Source organism: Brachybacterium sp. SW0106-09, from assembly GCF_001293905.1.
Taxonomy (GTDB): domain Bacteria; phylum Actinomycetota; class Actinomycetes; order Actinomycetales; family Dermabacteraceae; genus Brachybacterium; species Brachybacterium conglomeratum.
Window position 1 is genome coordinate 24,882 of sequence record NZ_BCAK01000024.1, and the last position, 19,694, is coordinate 44,575.

A 19,694-nucleotide genomic window follows, 5' to 3' on the forward strand; every position below is an offset into this window, starting at 1 on the left:
GTGTAGGGCAGCACATACTGCCCTCGACCCCGCGCGCATCACGATCCGGTAACTCGTGCGCGGCCGCGGGTGCGGATCGGTGCGGGCACCGCGCCCCGCGACAGCCGTGCAGTCGCGGGGCACCGCAGCCGCCTCAGAGTCGCCGCCGCCGGGCTCGGGCGATGACGATTGCTGATGTTCCGGCGACGACCAGCACGAGCGCTGCCGCCGCTCCTGTGAGGGCGTTGATGCCGGTCATGGCGAGTCCCTCACCGGCGCGAGGCGGCCCGGAGCTCTCCGGAGCGCCGCCCTGCGACTGGCCCCCGCCGCCGTGCCCGCCGGACGGCACTGCCTGCCCAGTCGGATCTGCCGGCCCGGTCGGATCAGCCGGATCTCTCGGCTCCGTCGGCGCTGCAGGCTCCGTCGGATCGGCCGGATCGGCAGGCTCCGTCGGATCGGCCGGATCGGTCGGCTCCGTCGGATCGGCCGGATCGGTCGGATCGGTCGGCCTTGCGTTGAACAGTGTCTGCTCCACCGGCGTGATCGTCGCGTGGACGATCCGCGCATCCCCTCCCTCAGCGAACGCGAGAACCTGCTGGGAGTCGACGTCAGGGAAGACCAGCTCGGTCAGCGTCCTTGTGCCGTCCTGTGCAAACACCTCGACGGAAGAACGGTCCAGCCAGATGCTGAACGAGACCGTTCCATTCTCCTCGAGCGTGACAGGCGCTTCCACCTGGCCGGGGAAGGCGCTGTGGAAGTCGACTTCGCCCGAGCGAGTCCGGTCGACGAAGACTCTGCCGCGCTCGGCGTCGTAGCCCACCAGAGTCCCCTGCGCACCATCAGCACTGGTGGATGGATCGGCGGTGAATCCATCGGAAGCGCGCAACACGATCCCCGCGCGGTCCGATGATCCCGGATCGAGACTCAGATCGATGCGCAGCATGTCGCCGCCGATCGATCCGCCGTCGGCGCTGAGCGGTGCAGTGCCCGCCGATGCCAGTGCATCGGTGACTGTGCGGCTCGACGCCTCGTCGAGAAAGCCCTCGGCCTGCTCGACCGGGTGATGGACGAGCTCGATGCCGTGGTCGGTGCGGGTCAGCCCGATCTCGCGCGGAAGGGTCATCGCCGAGACCCACGGCGAAACCGGGACATCACCTGCATAGAGCCAGTTGTTCATCCAGCCCTGAGTGATTCGCTTCCCGTCAGGGGCATCGGAGTAGGAGACGGTCGCGTAATAGTCGCTGCCCCAGTCCAACCACTGATAGTTCTCCAACGAAGAGGCGATCGGCGCGTCCGTGGCGACGAAGTGATCGACGAGGATGTGCCCCCACCCGCCGCTGCTGTTGTCGGTGATGCGGAGCGAGGCCCGCTGACCCTCGAACTCCGCCACGTCCCAGCTCTGCCAGTCCAGGTTCTCGCTGTCAGAGCCAGTTGCGGTGCGCACAACTTCGTCGTCGACCACGAGGTTCACGGTGGTCTCATCACCCCGGGGTAGCGCGGCCTGGTCACCCATGACGACGTGGTCGAGGGTGAGATGGCCCCAGCCTCCCGTGGCCTCGTCGACCACACGCAACTGCGCAGTACGCCCCTGCAGATCCGAGATGTCCCAATGGCGCCAGTTCAGTGCACCATCCCCGGGACCGGTCAGTCTCCGCACCACCTCGCCGTCGACCAGCAGCTGCACCTCGAGCGACTCCTCGGACGCCTCCGAACGTGCACCGCCGCCCACCAGCATGTTGAGGTGGTCGGCATCGATGGTGAACTCGGGGGACGTCAGCGTCCCCACGTTGTCGTCGCCGTGGGGCCCGCCTTCCCAGGTGTTGATGCGCTTGTCGCCGATCGCGTACTCGCCACCCTCGGTCACCGGGTTGTCGGCGGCGGCGAGGTCGCCGGTTCCGGTCCAGCCCATGTCCTCGAGGGTGACCGTGCCGTCGGCTTCCTCGAAGCCGTTCCAGAGCAGGGTCCCCACCGGCGGGTCGTTATCGGGCCGGGTGCCTTCCTGGTGCGGATTGCTCCCACCACCGATGAGGAAGCCGAGATGATCGCGCTCCACGGTGAACGGCTCGGACTCCATGGTGCCGACGGGACCATCGCCGCCGTGGAACGAGTTGACGAAACCCTCGCCCTCGACGCCGTGGACGGTTTGCTGCCCGCTGACAGGCCCCGACGCGGGGGCCTGCCCGAAGGGCCCGTTCTCGTCATGGTCCGCCTGGTTCGTGACGTCCCATCCGGAGAAGTCCCCGCCCTCGAAGTCCCACAGGACGTCACCGTCCGGAGCGGGGAGGTCTTCGACGATGTTCTCGGCGGTGAAGGTCTTCCCGTCGAAGTCGCCCACGAAGTACTGGCCTCCGCTGCCTCCGGCCACAGATCCTGGGTTGAGGTTCACGATCATGACCCAGCGTGTCTCCTGCGGATTCCCGTCCACGGGCAGCTCGAACAGGTCAGGACACTCCCAGATGCCGCCGACAGCATTGGCCGGCCCGAAATCGGAGGCGAACTCCCAGTGGAGGAGATCATCCGAGGTGTAGACGACGACCTGGTAGTCGGTCGCCTCGACCGCCACCATGACCCAGTGGGATTCCGCCTGCGTGTCCCCCTCGTACCAGAACACCTTCGGGTCGCGGAAATTGCCCGAGTCGCGGTCCACGACAGGATTGCCCTTGTACTTCTCCCAGGTGAATCCTCCGTCCGTGGAGAATGCGAGGGACTGCGCCTGCTTCCCTGCATGCTCGGGGTGACTGCCCGTATAGGCACTGGTGTACAGCGCGATGAGCGGGTCCTCGCCGGCCGTGCCGAGTCCGCTGGTGTTGCCGTGATCCACCACGACGGACCCCGAGAAGATGTCCTCGATGCTGTTCCCGTCATCATCGAACGTCTGCCCGATCGCAAGGGGCTGCTCGGTCCAGGTCATGAGGTCGGGACTGGTCGCGTGCCCCCAGGACATGTTTCCCCAGGCGCTCCCCTCAGGGTTGTACTGGTAGTACAGGTGGTAGAGGCCGTCGTGGTACACCATGCCGTTGGGGTCGTTCATCCAGTTCCGCTCGGGGGTGTAGTGATAGCCCGGACGGTTCGGCTCGGAGCCGATGGAGCCCTCGGAGAGGGCCGGGGCTGCACCCAGTGCGAAGGCCAATGCGGCGGCGGAAGCGCACAGCAGTCGCAGCGCGCGACGCGGCACGGTGGTATGGAGCATGGTCGTTTCCCTCCATTGGGAGTGCTCGGGCGGAGTCCTAGCGTCACGCATCGGAGCAGGTGAAGCGTTGACGTCCTGACAACGTTGTCTAACAGGTTCCGAATGCACCCTACCGATCGCTCTGCCGGGTGTCCACCGATCGCTCCACGCCGCAGAGTTCGCAGCGCAGCGTTGCCGGGAGCCGCCGACAGGTCGCTGTCCTCGCCCGAGGCTGCCTCTGCGCCGGCGCCGGCGTGGCTGCGGCGGCACCATGGTGCGGTTCTGTCAGACCACGCTACGGGCCATCAGCGTTGAGGAAGCACTGCAGCTGGCCGAACTTCAGCCTGTGATGTGGGGTTCTCCGAGCGCGGGACCTCGCACCGCGCATCTGAGCTCGGAGCCCTCTCGGGACGATGGGCGAGCAGCCTTCCAGACAGAAGAGGAGGACGGGGACCGGTGCACGGTCAGGTCACCTACCGGTGCACCGGTCCCCCGGAGTCGCAGCGACTGTCGCGCCGCTCAGCCCCACCCCTTCTTCGCCGACGTCTCCCCCACCCCGGCGTTGAACATGTTCAGCGGGTCGAGCTCACGGTAGTGGGCGACCAGATGCTCGGGGGCCGGGTAGATCCGCCCGTAATTGTGCTCGGCGGGGACTGCAGCCCCGCGGTCCACCAGCAGCTGCGTCATCCGCTTCTTCAACGCGACCGGGTCCACGCCCTTCTTCGCCACATGGTCCTGGTGCAGGACGTGGCAGAAGAAATGGCCGAAGTATGCGCTCTCGAGCAGCTGGTCGGCGATCTCCTCGGGCAGTCGCTCCAGCCAGTCCTCGTCGTCGCGGCGCAGCGCCACGTCGAAGGTGACCATCGCTGAGGCCTCGGCGCGGTACATGACGTAGTAGCGGCTCGCGGCGCTGGCGACGCCGAAGCGGATCAGGGTCGCGCTCTGGGCCTCGTCGGCGTCGCACTCGAAGAAGTCGCCCTCGTGCTCGGGGCCGGCGAAGAACTCTCGGAGCAGCTGGGCGGTCGCCGCGCGCTCGCTGCCGCTGACCACCAGCAGCAGGTGATGGTCGAAGCGGTCGCGGAAGTCGGTCAGTCGCCGCGGGATCCTCTCCGGCACCAGGGAGAAGAGCTTCTGGGAGATCGCATCGGCGGTGGAGGGTCCGAAGCCGGGCAGCTTCGCGAACACGCCGTTGGCCCAGGCCTTCAGCGCGAACATGCGCACCAGGGTGGCCGAGCCGGCGTGCTTGAGGGAGACGTAGGTGTCCTTGCCGTACTCGGTCGCGAGGTCGAAGGCGTGCGCGCTCATGTACTCGCCGGAGATCGGCAGCGGGCCGTCGGCGGCGAGGATGCGGCGGCGCAGCGACTCGAGATCGGAAGGGCGGTCGGTGCCGATGTAGAAGGTGGCCTTGTCCTTCTCGAGCGGGAAGGTGCGGGTGCGCACGGCGAACACCATGATCTTGCCGGCGCTGCCGGAGGCCTCGTGGAGGAAGGTCGGGTCGGCGTTGAAGCGCGCCGGGGTGTCGACCAGCTGGCGCACGTGGTCCGCGTAGTCGGTGCCGGTGGAGTCGGGCGGCGGCGGGGTGACGTCGGCGGCGTCCCAGTCCCCGCGCTCGAGCCGGTCGAGGATGTGCGTGGGATCGGTCCCGAGATCGATCCCGAGGTGGTTCACCAGGTGAATCCGGCCGTCCTCATCGACGCGGGCGAAGATCGCCTGCTCCGTGTAGGCGGGGCCCTTGCGCATCTGGGAGCCGCCGGAGTTGTTCGCGATGCCGCCGACGACGGTCGCGCCGATGGAGCTCGAGCCGATCACCGAGTGAGGCTCGCGGTCGTGCGCGGCGAGCTTCTCCTCGAGCGAGAACAGGGTGGCGCCGGCCAGGCTGATCACCTCGCGGGCATCGTTGATGAGGTGGATCCCGTCGATCCGCAGCGTGGAGAGGATGACGATGTCGCGGTCGTAGTCCTGGTCGCCGGGGCCGGAGCCGCCGGTGAGCCCCGTGTTCGCGGCCTGGGTGATGACGATCAGATCGTGGTCCACGCACACCTGCAGCGCCCGCCACATGTCGACCAGCGAGCCGGGCCGCAGCACGGCGAGCACGTCACCGGCGCCGAAGCGGCCGCCCGTGGTGAACGGCGCGGTCGCACGCGCCGAGGTGAGCACGTGCTTGCGCCCCATGATCTGGGTGAAGGCCTCGACGGCCTCGGCCGATCGTTGATTCCTCGGTGTGCGCATATCCGCCTGCTCCTTCGCCTCGGGTGCTGCGAGCACGCTGCGGTGCTCGGGGCCGTCGCGACCCCCTCGACAGCGTAGTCATCTCCGAGCGTCGCATGCTGGGCGGGCGCGACGACAGCGGCGTTCTCGGGCGGTGAGAGGCGCGGACGGCTGCTCAGCTCAAGATGCCGTGCCGTCGGCCTCGGCGTTCACGGCGCGCACGGCCTCGAGGTGGACGGACTTCACCCGGTCCACGGAGTCCGCGAAGTCGTCGTGGCCGCGGACCCAGCGCGCGACGTACGGGCAGACGGGCACGATCCGCTTGCCCTGCTCGACGCTCGCGGCGAGCGCGCCGCGGGTGAGCACGCCGGCCAGTCCCCGCCCGCCGAAGGCGTCGTCGATGACGGTGTGGTAGAAGATCCGCTGGTCATCGGGGTTCTCCGCCGGGGTGGTGAACATCGCGAAGCCTGCCTGGCGGCCACCGACGAGGATGTCGAAGCGGTGCCGCTCGGGGTTCTCGCGCACCTCGACGGTCTCGTCGGCCGGGTCGACGGTATCTGCGGGGGTGGTGTCGTCGGTCATCGGGGGTCCTTCCTGAGGAGGGCGCGGCGGTCAGCGGGCGCCGGGCACGGGGTGGTGGGAGAGCACGGACAGACGGTTGTACGTGGTCATCAGCACCGCGGACCACTCCAGCGCCGCGAAGGCCTGCTCGCCGAGCACGTCGCGGGCGACCATCAGGTCGCGGTCGCGGACCATCGGCTCGGGCAGGGTCGTGACCGTCTCGCCGAGCAGCAGCGCGGCGCGCTCGACGGCATCGAAGCTGGGCGAGTCGCGCCAGACGGGCAGCTGCGCGACCTGGTCGTCCGGCGCGCCGGCGCGCACGGCGCGGCGGTGGTGGAGGTCCACGCAGAAGGCGCAGCCGTTGAGCTGGGAGATGCGCAGGTACATGAGCTCGAGCGTCGTCGTCGCGATCCCGGCGGCCTCGTTCTGCTCGGCGACGGCGCGGCGCACCTCGCCGAGCAGGTCCCAGGCCTCGGGCGCGGTCCTGTCCAGGAACGGCAGCGGCCGTCTCATCACGCGCTCCCTTCGTCGGGTCCGTGCTCGCACACTAGTTCACCGGTGCCCGGACGCGGGGCGGTTCCGCAGGACGGCCGAGAGGACGCCCGGTCCGAGCAGGACGATCGCGTGCGGAGGCTCGGTCTGGACGTGCCCGGGCCATGACCTCCCCAGCACGGACTCTCGACCGCACCAGGCGGGTCGACGCGGGCACCGCTCTCCCGCGGCCCCTCTCACACCCGATGGAGATGCGCCCCACCCCTTCGCTACCGTCGGATGACCGCGTGATGAGGCGCACCCATCCAGTCGCCACGCCCCGGAGCCGCCATGACCCGCCTCGCCCGCCGATCCGTCCTGCAGCGCACCGCCGCGGGGATGATCCTCGCCCCGCTCGTGCTGGGAGCGGCCTCCTGCACCGGAGTCGAGGACGACCCGGGGCCCGCCCCCGGCGACAGGACGGACACGCCCGACGACGGGGCCGAGAGCCTCCGCCCCCGCTTCCATCTCACCCCTCCCACCGGCTGGATCGGCGATCCGCAGCGCCCCGTGCGGATCGGCGACACGCTGCATCTCTACGGGCTGCACCACAGCGAAGACACCGTTCCCGGCCCCACCGCCTGGGCGCACTGGACCAGCACGGACCTGGTCACCTTCACGCACCAGGGCACGGCGCTCACAGGGGCCGACGGGGTCGACGTGTGGAGCGGCTCCGCGGTGGTGGACGAGCAGGACACCGCCGGCCTCGGCGCCGGGAGGGTGATCGCGCTGGCCACTCGGCCCACGGACGGCCGCGCCGAGCTGCAGGAGCAGTACCTCGCCGTCTCCGAAGACGCCGCGACCTTCGCTCTGGAGCCGGATCCGGTGCTGGCGAACCCCGACGGTCCCGCCGCACGCACCGAGGAGGAGATCGCCCAGGCCTCCTGGTTCCGTGATCCGAAGCTGCAGCGGGACGAGGAGCGGGAGCAGTGGGTGTGCGCAATCGGCCGCGACCATCGCGTGTCCTTCTGGACCTCCCCGGACCTGCGCTCCTGGGAGCAGCGCGAGGAGTTCGCCTACCGCGACCTGGATCCCGACGGCCCGGACCTGGGCGGGGTGGAATGCCCGGACCTGTTCCCTCTCACCGCGGACGACGGCACCGCGCACTGGGTGCTCGGCGCGAGCCTGGACGGCAGCGGCGCCGGCGAGCCGACGAACTACGCGTACTGGGTGGGCGTCTGGGACGGCGAGCGCTTCGCCCCGGCGGACCCCGCGCCGCGCTGGCTCGACCGCGGAGAGGACTGGTACGCCGCGGTGACCTGGCCGTCCGCGGATGACCCGGAGCACGTGCGCCACGCGATCGGGTGGATGAACAACTGGGCCTACGCGCGTGCGGCCTCTGCGACCGCAGCCTCCGACGGCTACGACGGCCAGTACTCGGTGGTGCGCGAGGTGCGCCTGGTGCGCGACGACGATGGCGCGCTGACCCTCGTCTCGACCCCGGTGCCGACGCTCGCCGCGACGGCGACCGCCGCGCGGGACCTCGAGGATCAGGAGGTCGTCCCCGGGGAGACCGACGGCACCGGATCCGACGACGCAGAGGGGGCCGAGGGGCTCACGGAGCTCGGTGCGCTGGGGCGCGCTGTCGCCCTGGAGATGGACGTGAGCTGGGACGATGCCGCCGAGGCGGCGGTGACCGTGGTCGGCTCCGCAGACGGCTCCCGCGGCACCCGGATCACGCTCGGCGGCGGGCAGATGCGGGTGGACCGCAGCGGCAGCGTGCTCACGCAGAGCGCGGCCGACGAAGGAGCGGGCGCCGAGGACGACGCCGACCCGGACGGCCCCGCGGAGCCCTTCTCGGGACTGACCGCGGCGATCGCCCCGATCGATCCGGCCGCTCGCTCCGCGCACCTGCAGATTCTGGTGGACACGCAGAGCGTGGAGGTGTTCCTCGACGACGGCCGCACCGCGATGTCGATGACGGTCCACCCCTCCCCCGGCGAGGAGCACGTGCGGCTGCACGCGGTGGGCGGAGCCGCCCGTTTCACGGGACTGCGCCTGCGCGAGCACTGAGCCGTCCGGTGCCGCACCCCTTCGGCACCGAATCTGCGCAAACGCTTGACCACCGACCGGCGAGCGTTCTACAGTCCCTGATCAAACGTTTGATCACGAGGGAGTGACATGCACCGCGCGCCGTTCTTCACCCCGACCCCCGCCTGGGTCGGTGACACCATTCCGTTCGTCCACGAGGACGTGCTGCACGTCTACTACCTGCACCACCAGCGGGAGGCACCGGGCCAGGGCACCTCCTGGCACCTGGTCACCACCACCGACCTGGTGACCTGGGAGGACCACGGCGAGGTGCTCCCCCATGGCACCGCGGCCGAGGAGGACCTCAACTGCTACACCGGCAGCATCGTCACCGACGAGGACGGTCTGCACCACCTCTTCTCCACCGCTCAGAACCCCGCGTTCACCGCCCCGGACGGCCGCCCCCTGCAGCGCGTCGCCCATGCCACGAGCACCGACCTGCTGCACTGGACCAAGCACCCCGAGCATACGTTCAGCGCGCCCGAGGGATACGACCCGGCGGACTTCCGCGACCCCTTCGTGCATCGGCCCGACTCGCACGGACCGTGGGAGATGCTGCTCGCCGCTCGGCACGCCGCCGGTCCCGAGCGTCGCCGGGGCACCGTCGGCCGCCTCACCAGCACGGATCTGCACACCTGGGAGCCGGCTCCGCCGCTGTGGGACCCGCAGCGCTTCCTCACCCAGGAGTGCCCCGAGGTGTTCCGGATCGGTCAGTGGTGGTACCTGGTGTACTCCGAGTTCACCGACGCCTTCGTCACCCGGTACCGCATGTCCCGCTCCCCGGAGGGTCCCTGGCACGCGCCGCGCTACGACTCCCTGGACGGCCGGTCCTTCTACGCGGCGAAGTCCGCCCAGTGGCGGGGGCGGCGGATCGTCGCCGGCTGGATCGCGACCCGGGAGGGACGGCGCGACGACGGCCCCTGGCAGTGGGCGGGGACGCTCTCGCTGCTCGAGGCCGTGCCGCGCGAGGACGGCACTCTCGACCTGCGCCTGCCCCCGGAGGTGCTCGCCCACGACACCGTCACCGTCAACCCCGGGCTCGAGCCCGTCGTCCTCGAGGCCACCACCGGCTACGCCTCCGCCGTCGGCCGCACCGAGCTCCCCTCCCGCGCGACGATCCGCGCGGACCTCGCCCTCGACCCGGACGGTCGCGCCGGCGGGCTGCTGCTGCGCACCGACGTCGAGGGCGAGCACGGCTACGTTCTGCGGCTCGAGCCTCAGGCGGGACGAATGGTGCTGGACCGCTGGCCCCGCACCATCACCGGCACCGAGCAGTGGCAGATCTCCGGGGACGTCCCCCACCTGCTCGAGCTCGAGCGCCCCGCGGATCTCAGCGCCCCGCACCACCGCCTCGACCTGGTGCTCGAGGACGACCTGCTGGTCGCGGTCCTCGACGAGAGCGTGGCCCTCTCCACCCGCCTCTACGACCACCCCACCGGGCGTCTCGGCGTGTTCGCCGAGGACGCCTCCCTCACCCTCACCGCCCTGCACGTCACCACCGCCTGACCCCACTGCCCGAACCGCTCATCACCTGTCGAAGGAGACATCCCATGAAGCGCAAGCAGTTCCTGGCCCTCGCCGCCGGTGCGGCCTCCCTCCCCCTGATCGCCGCGTGCGGTGGCAGCACCGGGGGTGCGAGCTCCACCGCCGCCGCCGTTGAGGGGGAGATCGAGCCCCGCACCATCTCCTGGCTGCTCTCGCGGCCCGCCAACGGCGCGGTCATCGAGATCATGACGGCCCTGGCCGAGGAGTACGCCGCCGACCACGAGGGCTTCTCCCTCGAGCTCATCACCACCCCGGACCGCCCCAGCTACATCCAGAAGTACGAGACCCTCGCCGCCGCGAACGAGCTGCCCGAGCTGTTCGACACCGACGCCACGCCCTTCGCGGCGAAGCTCAACGCGGCCGAGCGCATGGTCGACGTCGAGGACCTGCTCACCCAGCTCGGCGTGCTCGAGGACTTCCGCCCGGCGGCGCTGGACTACCAGCGCTTCGACGACGGGACGCTGCGGATGATCCCGCTCGAGTTCGGGGTCGAGGTGTTCTGGTACAACAAGGCGCTGTTCGCGGCGGCCGGGGTCGAGGTGCCCACCACGCTGGACGAGATGGTGCCGCTGTGCGAGGTCCTCGCCGCGTCCGGCGTCACCCCCATCGCCGTCGGCGGCGCGGAAGCCTGGCCGCTCGAGCGCTACGTCGCCTACCAGCCGTTCCGCATCGCCGGACCCGACTACATCACCGACCTCAAGCGGGGCGACGCCGCCTTCGCCGATGAGCCGGGAGAGGCTTCGGCGGCGTGGCTCGCCGAGCTCGGCGAGGTCGGCGCCTTCCAGCAGGGCTTCTCCTCCGTGGGCTACGCGGATGCGCAGGCCCTGTTCACCTCGGGCAAGGCCGCGATCTACAACATGGGCACCTGGGAGCTGCCCAACCTCGCCACCACCGAGCTGCCCGCGGAGATGCACGAGCAGATCGGCTTCTTCACGCTCCCGGCCGCCGACGGCTCCGTCACCGGGGCCGACGAGTTCGTGGCCCCCTCCGGCATCGGTGTGGCCGTCAACGCCCAGACCTACGACCCGCTGGTGCGGGACTTCCTCCGCTTCGCCCTCGAGCGCTACCCCGAGGAGTACGCCAAGAGCGGCCTGCTGGGCCCCACCAGCATCGACCCGGTGATCCCGGACAACGCCCTGCCGATCTACCAGGAGGCGATCGACGTCGCCGCGGAGCTCGGCGAGGCGACCCTCATGCCCTGGGACACCCAGCTGGATCCCTCGACGAACTCGCGGCTCCAGCAGGAGCTGGTGCTGCTGGTCCAGGGAGACATCACCGCCGAGGAGTTCCTCACCACCATGGACGACACCCTCGCGAAGAACGCCCCCAAGTACTTCGAGGACTGAGCGGCACGCCGCCTGTCACGGACGGAGGACCCATGCTCCCCTATCGCTCACGGCTCTCGGTGGCCGTGTTCCTCACCCCGCCCCTGCTGCTCTTCGGCGGCGGCGTGCTGCTGCCGATCGTGCAGTCGCTGGGCCTGAGCTTCTACGAGTGGGACGGCATCACCGGTCTCGACTTCGTGGGGCTCGCCAACTACCGATCGCTGCTGCTGGACGACGACGTGTTCCGCACCGCCTTCGTCAACCAGCTGGTCTACCTCGTGATCTGCCTGCTGCTGCAGGTGGGCGGCGGTCTGCTGGTGGCGACGCTGCTGATGACGATCACCCGGGGCCGCGAGATGCTCAAGGTGCTCTACCTGATGCCCGCGGTCATCTCGACCCCCGCGATCGCGCTGCTGTTCCAGCGCATCTACTCCTTCGAGCCGGTGGGGCTGGTCAACACGCTTCTCGGCGCGGTGGGTCTGGACGCCCTGGCCCGGCCCTGGCTCTCCGACGTCTCGACGGTCCTCGCGGCGGTCTCCGCCCCCGAAGGCTGGCGCTTCCTGGGGCTCTACACGGTGATCCTCTACGCGGCGCTGCTCGCGGTGCCGAAGGAGCTGGAGGAGGCCGCGTCCCTGGACGGGGCGAACCCCTTCCAGGTCTTCACCCGGATCCGGTTCCCGCACATCATGCCGGTGTTCGTCACCACCCTGATCATGGCGACCACCTACGCGCTGCGCGGCTTCGACATCCCGTTCCTGCTCACCAACGGAGGCCCCGGACAGGCCTCCGAGCTGGTGACCACCTACATGTACAAGACGGCGTTCACGTCCGGGCACTTCGGCTCCGCGAGCGCGATCTCCGTGATCATCGTCCTCGAGTGCCTGGTCGCAGTGGGGCTGATCCTGCTGCTGCTGCGCAGGAAGGCGGACTGACATGGCGTCTGCATCCGCACCCTCCCCCGCCCTGCCCGAGCCCGCCTCGAAGGAGCGGAACATGACCCGATCCCCCGCTGGCGGCCCCTCCCCCGCAGGCGGCCCCCCCGACGGCTCCTCCACCGACCGGTCGTCCACCGCCGGCGCCGCTCCGCGCCGCCGCCGCCGGCCCACGCCGCTGCGGATCTCGACGATGATCTCCCGCGCGCTCATCGCCGCGGTGCTGGTCCTCCAGGTCTATCCCTTCCTGTGGCTGCTCCAGACCAGCCTTCGCGACCGGCAGGACTTCGCCGCCTCGAACCCGTTCTCCCTGCCCACGCAGCTGACCCTGGACAACTTCGCGCGCGCCATCGAGCAGGGCGATCTGCTGCGCAACATCCTCAACAGCCTGCTCATCACCGGCGGCGCCTGCCTGCTGCTGGTGGTGTGCGGGATGGCCGGGGCGTACGCGATCGCGGTGCTCGGCTTCCGGTTCTCCGGCCTGGTCAAGGGCCTGTTCCTGCTGGGCATCGTGGTGCCGGTGCAGGTGGCGCTGGTGCCGCTGTTCATCGACTACTCGCGCCTGGGCATCCTGGACACGCGAGCGGCGGTGATCATCCCGCTGGCAGGCTTCGCGCTGCCGATGGCGCTGTACCTGTTCCTCTCCTTCTACAGCTACATCCCTCGCGAGATGTACGAGGCGGCGACCCTCGACGGCGCCGGCCCCTACCGCATCTTCGCCCGGATCACGCTGCCGATGTCATGGAACACCGTGGTGACGGTGGTGATGGTCAACGCGATCTTCATCTGGAACGACTTCATCTTCGCCAACACCTTCCTCCTCAGCGAGGAGCTGAAGACCATCCCTCTGGGCCTGCAGAACTACATCGGCGCGATGGGCAACACCGACTGGACGGCCACCTTCGCCGCCGTGTCGATCACCGTGACCCCGCTGCTGCTGGTGTTCCTCGTGCTCAACCGTGCCATGATCTACGGTCTCGAGAGCGGGGCGAGCAAGGGATGACATCGATGACGGGCACGGGGCGAGCGGACCGCACGGTGACGATGCGCGAGGTCGCCGAGCGCGCCGGAGTCTCGGTCACCACGGTCTCCCACGTCGTCAACGACAAGCCGGGGGCCCGCATCGGCGCCGAGGCCCGGGTGCGCGTGCAGCAGGCCGTCGCGGACCTCGGCTACCGCCCCAACGTGCTGGCCAAGAACCTGGTGCAGGGCACCAGTGCCTTCATCGGCCTGGTCGCGGACTCCATCGCGACCACGCCCTTCGCCGGTCAGATCATCCGGGGCGCCCAGGAGGAGGCCTGGCGGCACGGGCACGTGCTGCTGGTCGCGAACACCGAGGGCGACGAAGCCGCGGAGCGGGACGCGCTGGGGATGATGCTCGAGCACAAGGTGCGCGGCATCCTCTACTCGACGTGGAACCACCGCGCCACGGAGATCCCCGACGCCCTCGCCGAAGCCGACCATGTCCTGGTCAACTGCTACACCGCGGGCACCGCGACCCGGGCAGTCGTGCCCGACGAGGTCGGCGGCGGCCGCACGGCGACCGACCTGCTGCTGGCGCAGGGGCACCGGCGGATCGCGTTCGTGAACACCACATCCCCCTCCCCCGCCCGGGAGGGCCGCCTGCAGGGGTACCGCGAGGCGCATGCCGCCGTCGGCGCGGAGGTGGACGAGGCACTGATCCTGGACGCGTCCCCCGAGCAGGAGGGCGGGTACGCCGTCGCTGAGCAGCTCCTCGCCCTCGGCGTGACCGGCGTGTTCTGCCACAACGACCGGGTGGCGATGGGTCTGTACGACGCGCTGCGGGAGCGGGGGCTGCGGGTGCCCGGCGACATGGCGGTGGTGGGCTTCGACAACCAGGAGGTCATCGCCGGCCACCTGCGGCCGCCTCTGTCCACCGTGGCGCTGCCCCATTACGAGCTCGGCGTCCGGGGGGTGCGGGTCCTGCTGGGCGCCGAGGAGCTCGCGCCCGGCGAGCAGCTGCGCGTGAGCTGCCCCGTCGTCGCCCGGGACTCGATCGCCGCGCGCTGAACCGCGGCCCCCGCTCGACCGCCCCCGCTACGACGCGACCCATCGGCCGCAGCGCTGCGCTCCGCAGGAGCACGCCCCTCCCCGCACCGTCGCACAGCCGTCGCGTCACGCACCGTCCCCGAACCGAACCGATCCGATCCGTCCCCGATCCCACCGATGATGATGGAGAACGCCCGATGATGATCAGACCCACCCGACGCGACCTGCTTCGCACCTCCGGCAGCGGAGCCCTGGCCCTCACAGGAGCCCTCCTGAGCACCACGACCTCCCCCGCCCTCGCCGAGGAGCCCGCCTCGCTCCGCGCCCGCTTCCATCTCACCCCGCCCCGCGGCTGGCTGTGCGACCCGCAGCGCCCGATCCTCACCGGAGGCACCACGCAGCTGTACTACCTGCACTCGGAGCGGAACTCCGGGGACGGCGGGTGGGACCGGGCGTCCACTGCGGACCTGGTCACCTTCGAGCACCACGGGGACGCGATCCCGCTGCGCCCGGACTTCCCGGTGTGGTCGGGCTCGCTGGTGATCGACGAGGAGGACACCGCCGGCTTCGGCGCCGGCGCCGTGATCGCCCTGGCCACCCAGCCGACCGGCGGCGTGCGCCGGCATCAGGAGCAGTACCTGTACTGGTCCCTCGACGGCGGCGCGAGCTTCACTCAGCTCGATGACCCGGTCATCGTCAACGAGGACGGCCGCGAGGCGGAGACCCCGGCGGAGGTCGAGAACGCGGAATGGTTCCGGGACCCGAAGGTCCACTGGGACGCCGCGCGCGGGGAATGGGTGTGCGTGATCGGCCGCCACCGCTACGCGGCCTTCTACACCTCCGCGGACCTGCGCACCTGGACGCTGCGCCGCAACTTCGACTACCGCCTCTCCCCCCAGGACCCGGACCTCGGCGGCATCGAGTGCCCGGACCTCTTCGAGATGACGGCCGACGACGGCACCGCCCACTGGGTGCTCGGCGCGAGCATGGACGCCTACGGCGTGGGGCTGCCGATGACCTACGCCTACTGGACCGGGACCTGGGACGGCGAGCAGTTCCTGGCCGACTCGCTCACCCCGCAGTGGCTGGACCACGGCTGGGACTGGTACGCGGCGGTGACCTGGCCCGCCCCGGAGGACCCCGCGCGTGTGCGGTACGCGATCGGGTGGATGAACAACTGGAAGTACGCGAACCGCGACGTGCCCACCGACCTCTCCGACGGCTACAACGGCCAGTTCTCGGTGGTCCGCGAGCTGCGCCTGCGGCGCGAGGCCGACGGGCGCTGCGCGCTCGTGTCCACGCCCGTGCCGGCGCTCGCGGCGGCCGCGCGCACGGTGCGCACGCTGCCTGACGTGACCGCGGACGGCGCGGCCGTGCTGGACGTCGACGCCCGCGCCTACGAGCTCGAGCTCGACCTGACCTGGGAGGAGGCCACGAACGTGGGCGTCTCCGTGGGACGCTCGGCCGACGGGTCCCGGCACACGAACGTGGGCGTGATCGACGGACGCGTCTACGTGGACCGCGGCCCCTCGGATCTCGAGGGATACTCCTTCGGAGAATTCCGCCAGGCGGAGGCGCCCATCGACCCCGCCGCGCGCGTCGTGCACCTGCGGATCCTCGTGGACACACAGAGCGTGGAGGTGTTCGTCGACGACGGGTACACGGTGCTGTCCCAGCAGGTGCACCTGCTGCCCGGGGACACCGGCGCCTCGCTCTACGCCGACGGCGGCCCGCTGCACGCCACCGCGATCACGCTGCGGGAGCACTGAGCCCCGCCCCGGTCGGCGACGCGGCGCCGCCCCCTCTCGGGGACGGCGCCGCGTCGGTGATGCCGGGCTGCTCCTCCTGCGCGGTCGTCCGCGGGCCGTCAGGCCCGGGGCTCCCGGCGCAGGCCGCCGATCACTTGTAGTGACCGACACCGCCCTTGCGCTTGTTGGTGGGGAGGTACGCGTACGGGCCCAGGCCGTCGTCGCCGAAGGAGTAGTCCACCGCAGAGGTCGCGGTGGCACCGTCGACGTCCACCTTCACGGTGGGCGAGAGGGTGCCGCCGCGGCGGCCCTCGACGTTGTCGATGAAGGACTGGACCAGGCCGCCGGGCTGGATGTAGTGCGAGTACGCCTGGAACTGGCGCGGGTTCTGACCCTCGGTGGGCGACTCGGGGGCGTCGGCCGGGAGGTTCAGGTCCACGGGACTGCCCAGCACCACGCCGGAGGAGTTCAGCGGCTGGAAGTCGGAGCGGATGCCGTCGCCGACGAAGCCGTAGACGCCGTCGGGGCCACGGAGGTCCGCCGCGTAGGTGAACTGGTGGGAGATCGTGAACAGGAAGTACTTCCCGTCCTCGATGATCATCTGGGGGCGCTCGGTCTGGTCGTTCACGCCGTAGGCGGTGAGGATCGGGGGGAGCATGGTCCAGGAGGTGAGGTCCTTGGAGTCCGCCCAGGCCAGGCCGATGTTGCCGCGCTGCCACTGGACGCCCTTGGCGTTGACCTCGTCGACGGTCTCCGCGAAGGGGTCGCCGTCGACGTAGCCGAGGTCCTCGGCGGTCGCGTCGGTCTCCGCGGTGCCGGGCACGCCCGCGCCGCAGCCTTCGAAGAGCATGAAGGTGATCCCGGGGGTCGCCGGGTCCTCGAAGGTGAAGGGGTCACGGAAGGAGAAGTACTGGTTCTGCTCCTGGGTCTGGTACCAGACGCCGTCGGGCTCCGCGATCTCGAGGTGCTCGCCGAAGTCGGAGAAGCTCACGCCCTTCTTGGTGGCCTTGATCTTGCCGAGCACGGTCGCGAGCACGGCGGGCTTGCCGTCGGTGCCGGGACGCTTCTCGCCGAAGGTGGTCGCGGTGTAGAACACGCGCACCTTGTTGCCCTGCAGGAGGCGGGCGGAGCCGGACCACTCGGTGTTGGACAGGGAGGTCTCGTCCTCGAAGAGGTAGCCGCCGTAGGTCCAGGCCTCGTCGGGCTCGGCGCTGGAGGGACGGGTGAAGTAGCCGATGCGGGCGCTCCAGTGGCGCTCGTCGAAGGGGATGTCGCGCGGGGCGACGAGGGAGAAGATGACGTCCCAGCCCTTGTAGCTCATCTGGTTGGAGTACTCGTCGGTCAGCGACCAGGTGTCCCACACCCACACCTCGTCGGTCATGATCGGGAAGTCCCTGGGGATCTCCGGCATGGTGATCGACTCCGGCATGGAGTTCTCGCCGCGCTCGACGCTCGTGTCGTTCTGGGTGCGCATGATCTGGCGGGCATCCGCACGGGTCCAGCGGGCGTGGAAGTCACTGGTGATCGGGTCGTAGGCCTGCTGGGTGTGCGGGGTGGGCTGCGGGCCGTCCGCGGTCGGGGCGGCGGGAGCGGCCGAGGCTGCGGGGGCTGCCTGGGCCGCGGAGGAGCCGAGCGCCGAGGCGGTGCCGGCGGCGGCCAGCGTGCCCAGGGCGAGGGCGCCGAAGCCGCGGCGGGTGGGGTTCAGGGGGGTGGTGTGACGGGACACGTCTACTCCTGGATCGGGGATGCGGGAGACGGTTGCCGGCGTCGAGGCGGACGTGCCGCCGTCGACCCACGGCGCTCGTCGGTCACGACCTTGACACGTGCTGAAGCGGGCGCGTCAAACAGTCGTGACGGCGGCCACAGGGGCGCTCGTTCGCTTGAGTCCAGGCACAGCGGCTTCCTTCAGTGCAGGTCAGAGCGCCAGAGCCGCGTTCAGGTGAACGTTCCCGTGAAGCTCGGCAAGGCGTGACGGAGACCTCACGCAGACCGTCGGATCAGCGACGCGCCTCGAGCGGTCGACCAGCCGCCGGTCGGGCTCAGACCTCCCGCAGCCGCTCCGCATCGTCGCTCCCGGCTGCGCATCGCCGACATCGCCGCGGCCGTGCAGCTGACCCCCTCGCATGCGATGACGGTGTTCCGCCGCACCGTCGGCGTGACCTTCGGGCAGTACGTGACCATGTGCCGCGTCGCCGAGGCGCAGCGCCTGCTGCTGACCACGTCGCTGCGCATCACCGAGATCGCCGAGGAGGCCGGGTCCGGCTCCCTGTCGAGCTCCTACGAGCACGTGAGCTCCGCATGCGGGATGACACCACGGGAGTACCGGCGGCAGAGGCGATGAAGCGCCCGCCCCGGCGGGCTCACCCGTCGGCCCGGCTCGCCTGCCGGGCCCATCCGTCGCCGAGCGGGTCCAGACGCGGCAGCGCGGGCTCGCGCCGGCCGAGGAGCAGCAGTCCCCCGGCCACGGCCATGAGGACCACGCCGGTGATCCCAAGGGCACCGTCGAGGAAGTGCGAGTAGTGCGCCATGGTCTGGGTGGTGGCGGCGATCCCGAGGAGCACGCCGGAGAGGGTGTTGATCCCGGCGTGCGCGAGGGCGGCGGGCAGCGGGCTGCCGCCGGCGCGGTCGGTGAGGGCGCCGAACAGCAGCGTCATCGCGATGCAGGGAAGCAGGAACATCGCCACCGCCGCCGCCCGGTTCGCGCCGGGGTAGTTGTAGCCGATGAGCACGACGGGCAGGTGCCACAGCGACCAGATGACACCGCCGACGAGCGCGGCGGGGGTCCGGCCCAGCGGGGTCAGCGCCGGCCACAGCCAGCCGCGCCAGCCGATCTCCTCGCCGAGGGTCGCGAGCATCGTCACGGCGAGGCCGGCGAACACGGTGGCGGCAGTGATCAGCACGAGGGCGATCGCCGGGATCTCCTGCCCGGTCTGCTCGGCGAACTGGGCCGTGCCGGTCTCGAGCCAGGTGCGACCGGTGAGGTCCATCGGGACGCCGCGCACGGCGGCGACCAGCTCGCTCAGCAGCAGGATCGCGACGACCAGCACGAGCCCGAGCGGCATCCACGCGAGGATCCACGCCCAGCGTCCGCGGAACCGCAGGCCGACGCGGGTGCGCCACGAGACGCGCTCGACCCCCTTCGCCATGATCAGGGAGGCCGCGGCGGGCGCCCACATCCCGACCGCGATCACGGGGGTGAAGGCAGGGTGGGCGATGCCGTCGGGCAGGAACCAGAACGGCGCGGCGGCCAGCGCGAACAGGCCGTAGGAGATCAGCATGAACAGGCCGACGCGCCGCCACGGCACCCGGGAATACCGGATCACGGGAGCGGGCTGCGGGGTCGCGGCGCGGGCAGGGTCAGGAGGAGCGGCAGGGGCGGGAGCGGTGAGGTCGGCGGTGTCCATGTCCTCCACCACACGCCCGCCGCGTCCGGAAGTCCACGGTCAGGTGCCGCATCGCGACCTCCGTCGGCCGACCGTCGACGATCGTCGTCGCCCGCCGGCGCACACCCCCGCCCCGGCGACGCAGTGGCCGGGACGGCAGTCGCCCTTCGTCCGCGTCGTCGGCCGCACGCCCCGACGGCAACCGACATCACCGGACCGCCCTCGTTGCGGCTTGCTGCGGTGACGTCACCGCGCGATGAGGATGGCGGACT

The 19,694-nt window shown here is 70.7% G+C and carries 14 protein-coding genes; 8 read left to right on the plus strand and 6 right to left on the minus strand.

Features of this window, described 5'->3' with window-relative positions; translation table 11 throughout:
- Window positions 1-133: 133 nt before the first annotated feature.
- The 4 genes from Y09_RS11280 to Y09_RS11295 all read right to left on the minus strand — a co-directional run bounded on the left by Y09_RS11280 (window position 134) and on the right by Y09_RS11295 (window position 6,430).
- A complete protein-coding gene (locus tag Y09_RS11280; RefSeq protein WP_234695708.1) occupies window positions 134-3,169 on the minus strand; it encodes a glycoside hydrolase family 32 protein in 3,036 nt (1,011 codons plus the stop codon).
- 498 nt (window positions 3,170-3,667) lie between these two features.
- Window positions 3,668-5,377 (minus strand): D-lactate dehydrogenase, encoded by a 1,710-nt coding sequence (gene dld / locus Y09_RS11285; RefSeq protein ID WP_053917800.1) that lies wholly within the window; start codon window positions 5,375-5,377, stop codon window positions 3,668-3,670.
- 159 nt (window positions 5,378-5,536) lie between these two features.
- Window positions 5,537-5,938 (minus strand): GNAT family N-acetyltransferase, encoded by a 402-nt coding sequence (locus tag Y09_RS11290; protein WP_053917801.1) that lies wholly within the window; start codon window positions 5,936-5,938, stop codon window positions 5,537-5,539.
- A 30-nt stretch (window positions 5,939-5,968) separates the two neighbouring features.
- A complete protein-coding gene (locus Y09_RS11295; RefSeq protein WP_053917802.1) occupies window positions 5,969-6,430 on the minus strand; it encodes a carboxymuconolactone decarboxylase family protein in 462 nt (153 codons plus the stop codon).
- 309 nt (window positions 6,431-6,739) lie between these two features.
- Here Y09_RS11295 and Y09_RS11300 point away from each other — a divergent pair, with 309 nt between their 5' ends.
- The 7 genes from Y09_RS11300 to Y09_RS11330 all read left to right on the plus strand — a co-directional run bounded on the left by Y09_RS11300 (window position 6,740) and on the right by Y09_RS11330 (window position 16,060).
- Entirely contained in the window at window positions 6,740-8,461 is a 1,722-nt protein-coding gene (locus Y09_RS11300; RefSeq protein WP_053917803.1) for a glycoside hydrolase family 32 protein, read from the plus strand.
- 108 nt (window positions 8,462-8,569) lie between these two features.
- The gene (locus tag Y09_RS11305) at window positions 8,570-9,985 is read left to right on the plus strand and encodes a family 43 glycosylhydrolase (protein WP_053917804.1); all 1,416 of its coding nucleotides are present in this window, start codon (window positions 8,570-8,572) and stop codon (window positions 9,983-9,985) included.
- 44 nt (window positions 9,986-10,029) lie between these two features.
- The gene (locus Y09_RS11310) at window positions 10,030-11,370 is read left to right on the plus strand and encodes an ABC transporter substrate-binding protein (protein ID WP_053917805.1); all 1,341 of its coding nucleotides are present in this window, start codon (window positions 10,030-10,032) and stop codon (window positions 11,368-11,370) included.
- A gap of 32 nt (window positions 11,371-11,402) precedes the next feature.
- A complete protein-coding gene (locus Y09_RS11315) occupies window positions 11,403-12,281 on the plus strand; it encodes a carbohydrate ABC transporter permease (protein WP_053917806.1) in 879 nt (292 codons plus the stop codon).
- Between the two features lie 61 nt (window positions 12,282-12,342).
- Complete coding sequence (locus tag Y09_RS11320; RefSeq protein ID WP_053917829.1) at window positions 12,343-13,284, plus strand: carbohydrate ABC transporter permease; 942 nt, start codon at window positions 12,343-12,345, stop codon at window positions 13,282-13,284.
- A complete protein-coding gene (locus Y09_RS11325; protein ID WP_053917807.1) occupies window positions 13,281-14,312 on the plus strand; it encodes a LacI family DNA-binding transcriptional regulator in 1,032 nt (343 codons plus the stop codon). The genes Y09_RS11320 and Y09_RS11325 overlap by 4 nt, the downstream gene beginning before the upstream one ends.
- Window positions 14,313-14,488: 176 nt before the next feature.
- Window positions 14,489-16,060, plus strand: coding sequence for a glycoside hydrolase family 32 protein (locus Y09_RS11330; protein ID WP_053917808.1), 1,572 nt, complete (start codon window positions 14,489-14,491; stop codon window positions 16,058-16,060).
- 130 nt (window positions 16,061-16,190) lie between these two features.
- On the opposite strand, the gene Y09_RS11335 is transcribed toward Y09_RS11330, so the two are convergent.
- A complete protein-coding gene (locus tag Y09_RS11335; RefSeq protein ID WP_053917809.1) occupies window positions 16,191-17,765 on the minus strand; it encodes a glycoside hydrolase family 68 protein in 1,575 nt (524 codons plus the stop codon).
- Window positions 17,766-18,143: 378 nt separating this feature from the next.
- Here Y09_RS11335 and Y09_RS11340 point away from each other — a divergent pair, with 378 nt between their 5' ends.
- Window positions 18,144-18,380 (plus strand): helix-turn-helix domain-containing protein, encoded by a 237-nt coding sequence (locus Y09_RS11340; protein ID WP_053917810.1) that lies wholly within the window; start codon window positions 18,144-18,146, stop codon window positions 18,378-18,380.
- 19 nt (window positions 18,381-18,399) lie between these two features.
- Here the strand turns inward: Y09_RS11340 and Y09_RS11345 are convergent, their stop codons facing one another.
- Window positions 18,400-19,443: a CPBP family intramembrane glutamic endopeptidase gene (locus tag Y09_RS11345; protein WP_053917811.1), complete on the minus strand. Its 1,044-nt coding sequence runs from the start codon at window positions 19,441-19,443 to the stop codon at window positions 18,400-18,402.
- Window positions 19,444-19,694: the final 251 nt, after the last annotated feature.

Excerpts from the sequence above, each read along its gene's own strand:
- Y09_RS11280 (WP_234695708.1), bottom strand. The coding sequence starts at position 3,169 with ATGCTCCATACCACCGTGCCGCGTCGCGCGCTGCGACTGCTGTGCGCT.
- dld (WP_053917800.1), bottom strand. The coding sequence starts at position 5,377 with ATGCGCACACCGAGGAATCAACGATCGGCCGAGGCCGTCGAGGCCTTC.
- Y09_RS11290 (WP_053917801.1), bottom strand. The coding sequence starts at position 5,938 with ATGACCGACGACACCACCCCCGCAGATACCGTCGACCCGGCCGACGAG.
- Y09_RS11295 (WP_053917802.1), bottom strand. The coding sequence starts at position 6,430 with ATGAGACGGCCGCTGCCGTTCCTGGACAGGACCGCGCCCGAGGCCTGG.
- Y09_RS11300 (WP_053917803.1), top strand. The coding sequence starts at position 6,740 with ATGACCCGCCTCGCCCGCCGATCCGTCCTGCAGCGCACCGCCGCGGGG.
- Y09_RS11305 (WP_053917804.1), top strand. The coding sequence starts at position 8,570 with ATGCACCGCGCGCCGTTCTTCACCCCGACCCCCGCCTGGGTCGGTGAC.
- Y09_RS11310 (WP_053917805.1), top strand. The coding sequence starts at position 10,030 with ATGAAGCGCAAGCAGTTCCTGGCCCTCGCCGCCGGTGCGGCCTCCCTC.
- Y09_RS11315 (WP_053917806.1), top strand. The coding sequence starts at position 11,403 with ATGCTCCCCTATCGCTCACGGCTCTCGGTGGCCGTGTTCCTCACCCCG.
- Y09_RS11320 (WP_053917829.1), top strand. The coding sequence starts at position 12,343 with ATGACCCGATCCCCCGCTGGCGGCCCCTCCCCCGCAGGCGGCCCCCCC.
- Y09_RS11325 (WP_053917807.1), top strand. The coding sequence starts at position 13,281 with ATGACATCGATGACGGGCACGGGGCGAGCGGACCGCACGGTGACGATG.
- Y09_RS11330 (WP_053917808.1), top strand. The coding sequence starts at position 14,489 with ATGATGATCAGACCCACCCGACGCGACCTGCTTCGCACCTCCGGCAGC.
- Y09_RS11345 (WP_053917811.1), bottom strand. The coding sequence starts at position 19,443 with ATGGACACCGCCGACCTCACCGCTCCCGCCCCTGCCGCTCCTCCTGAC.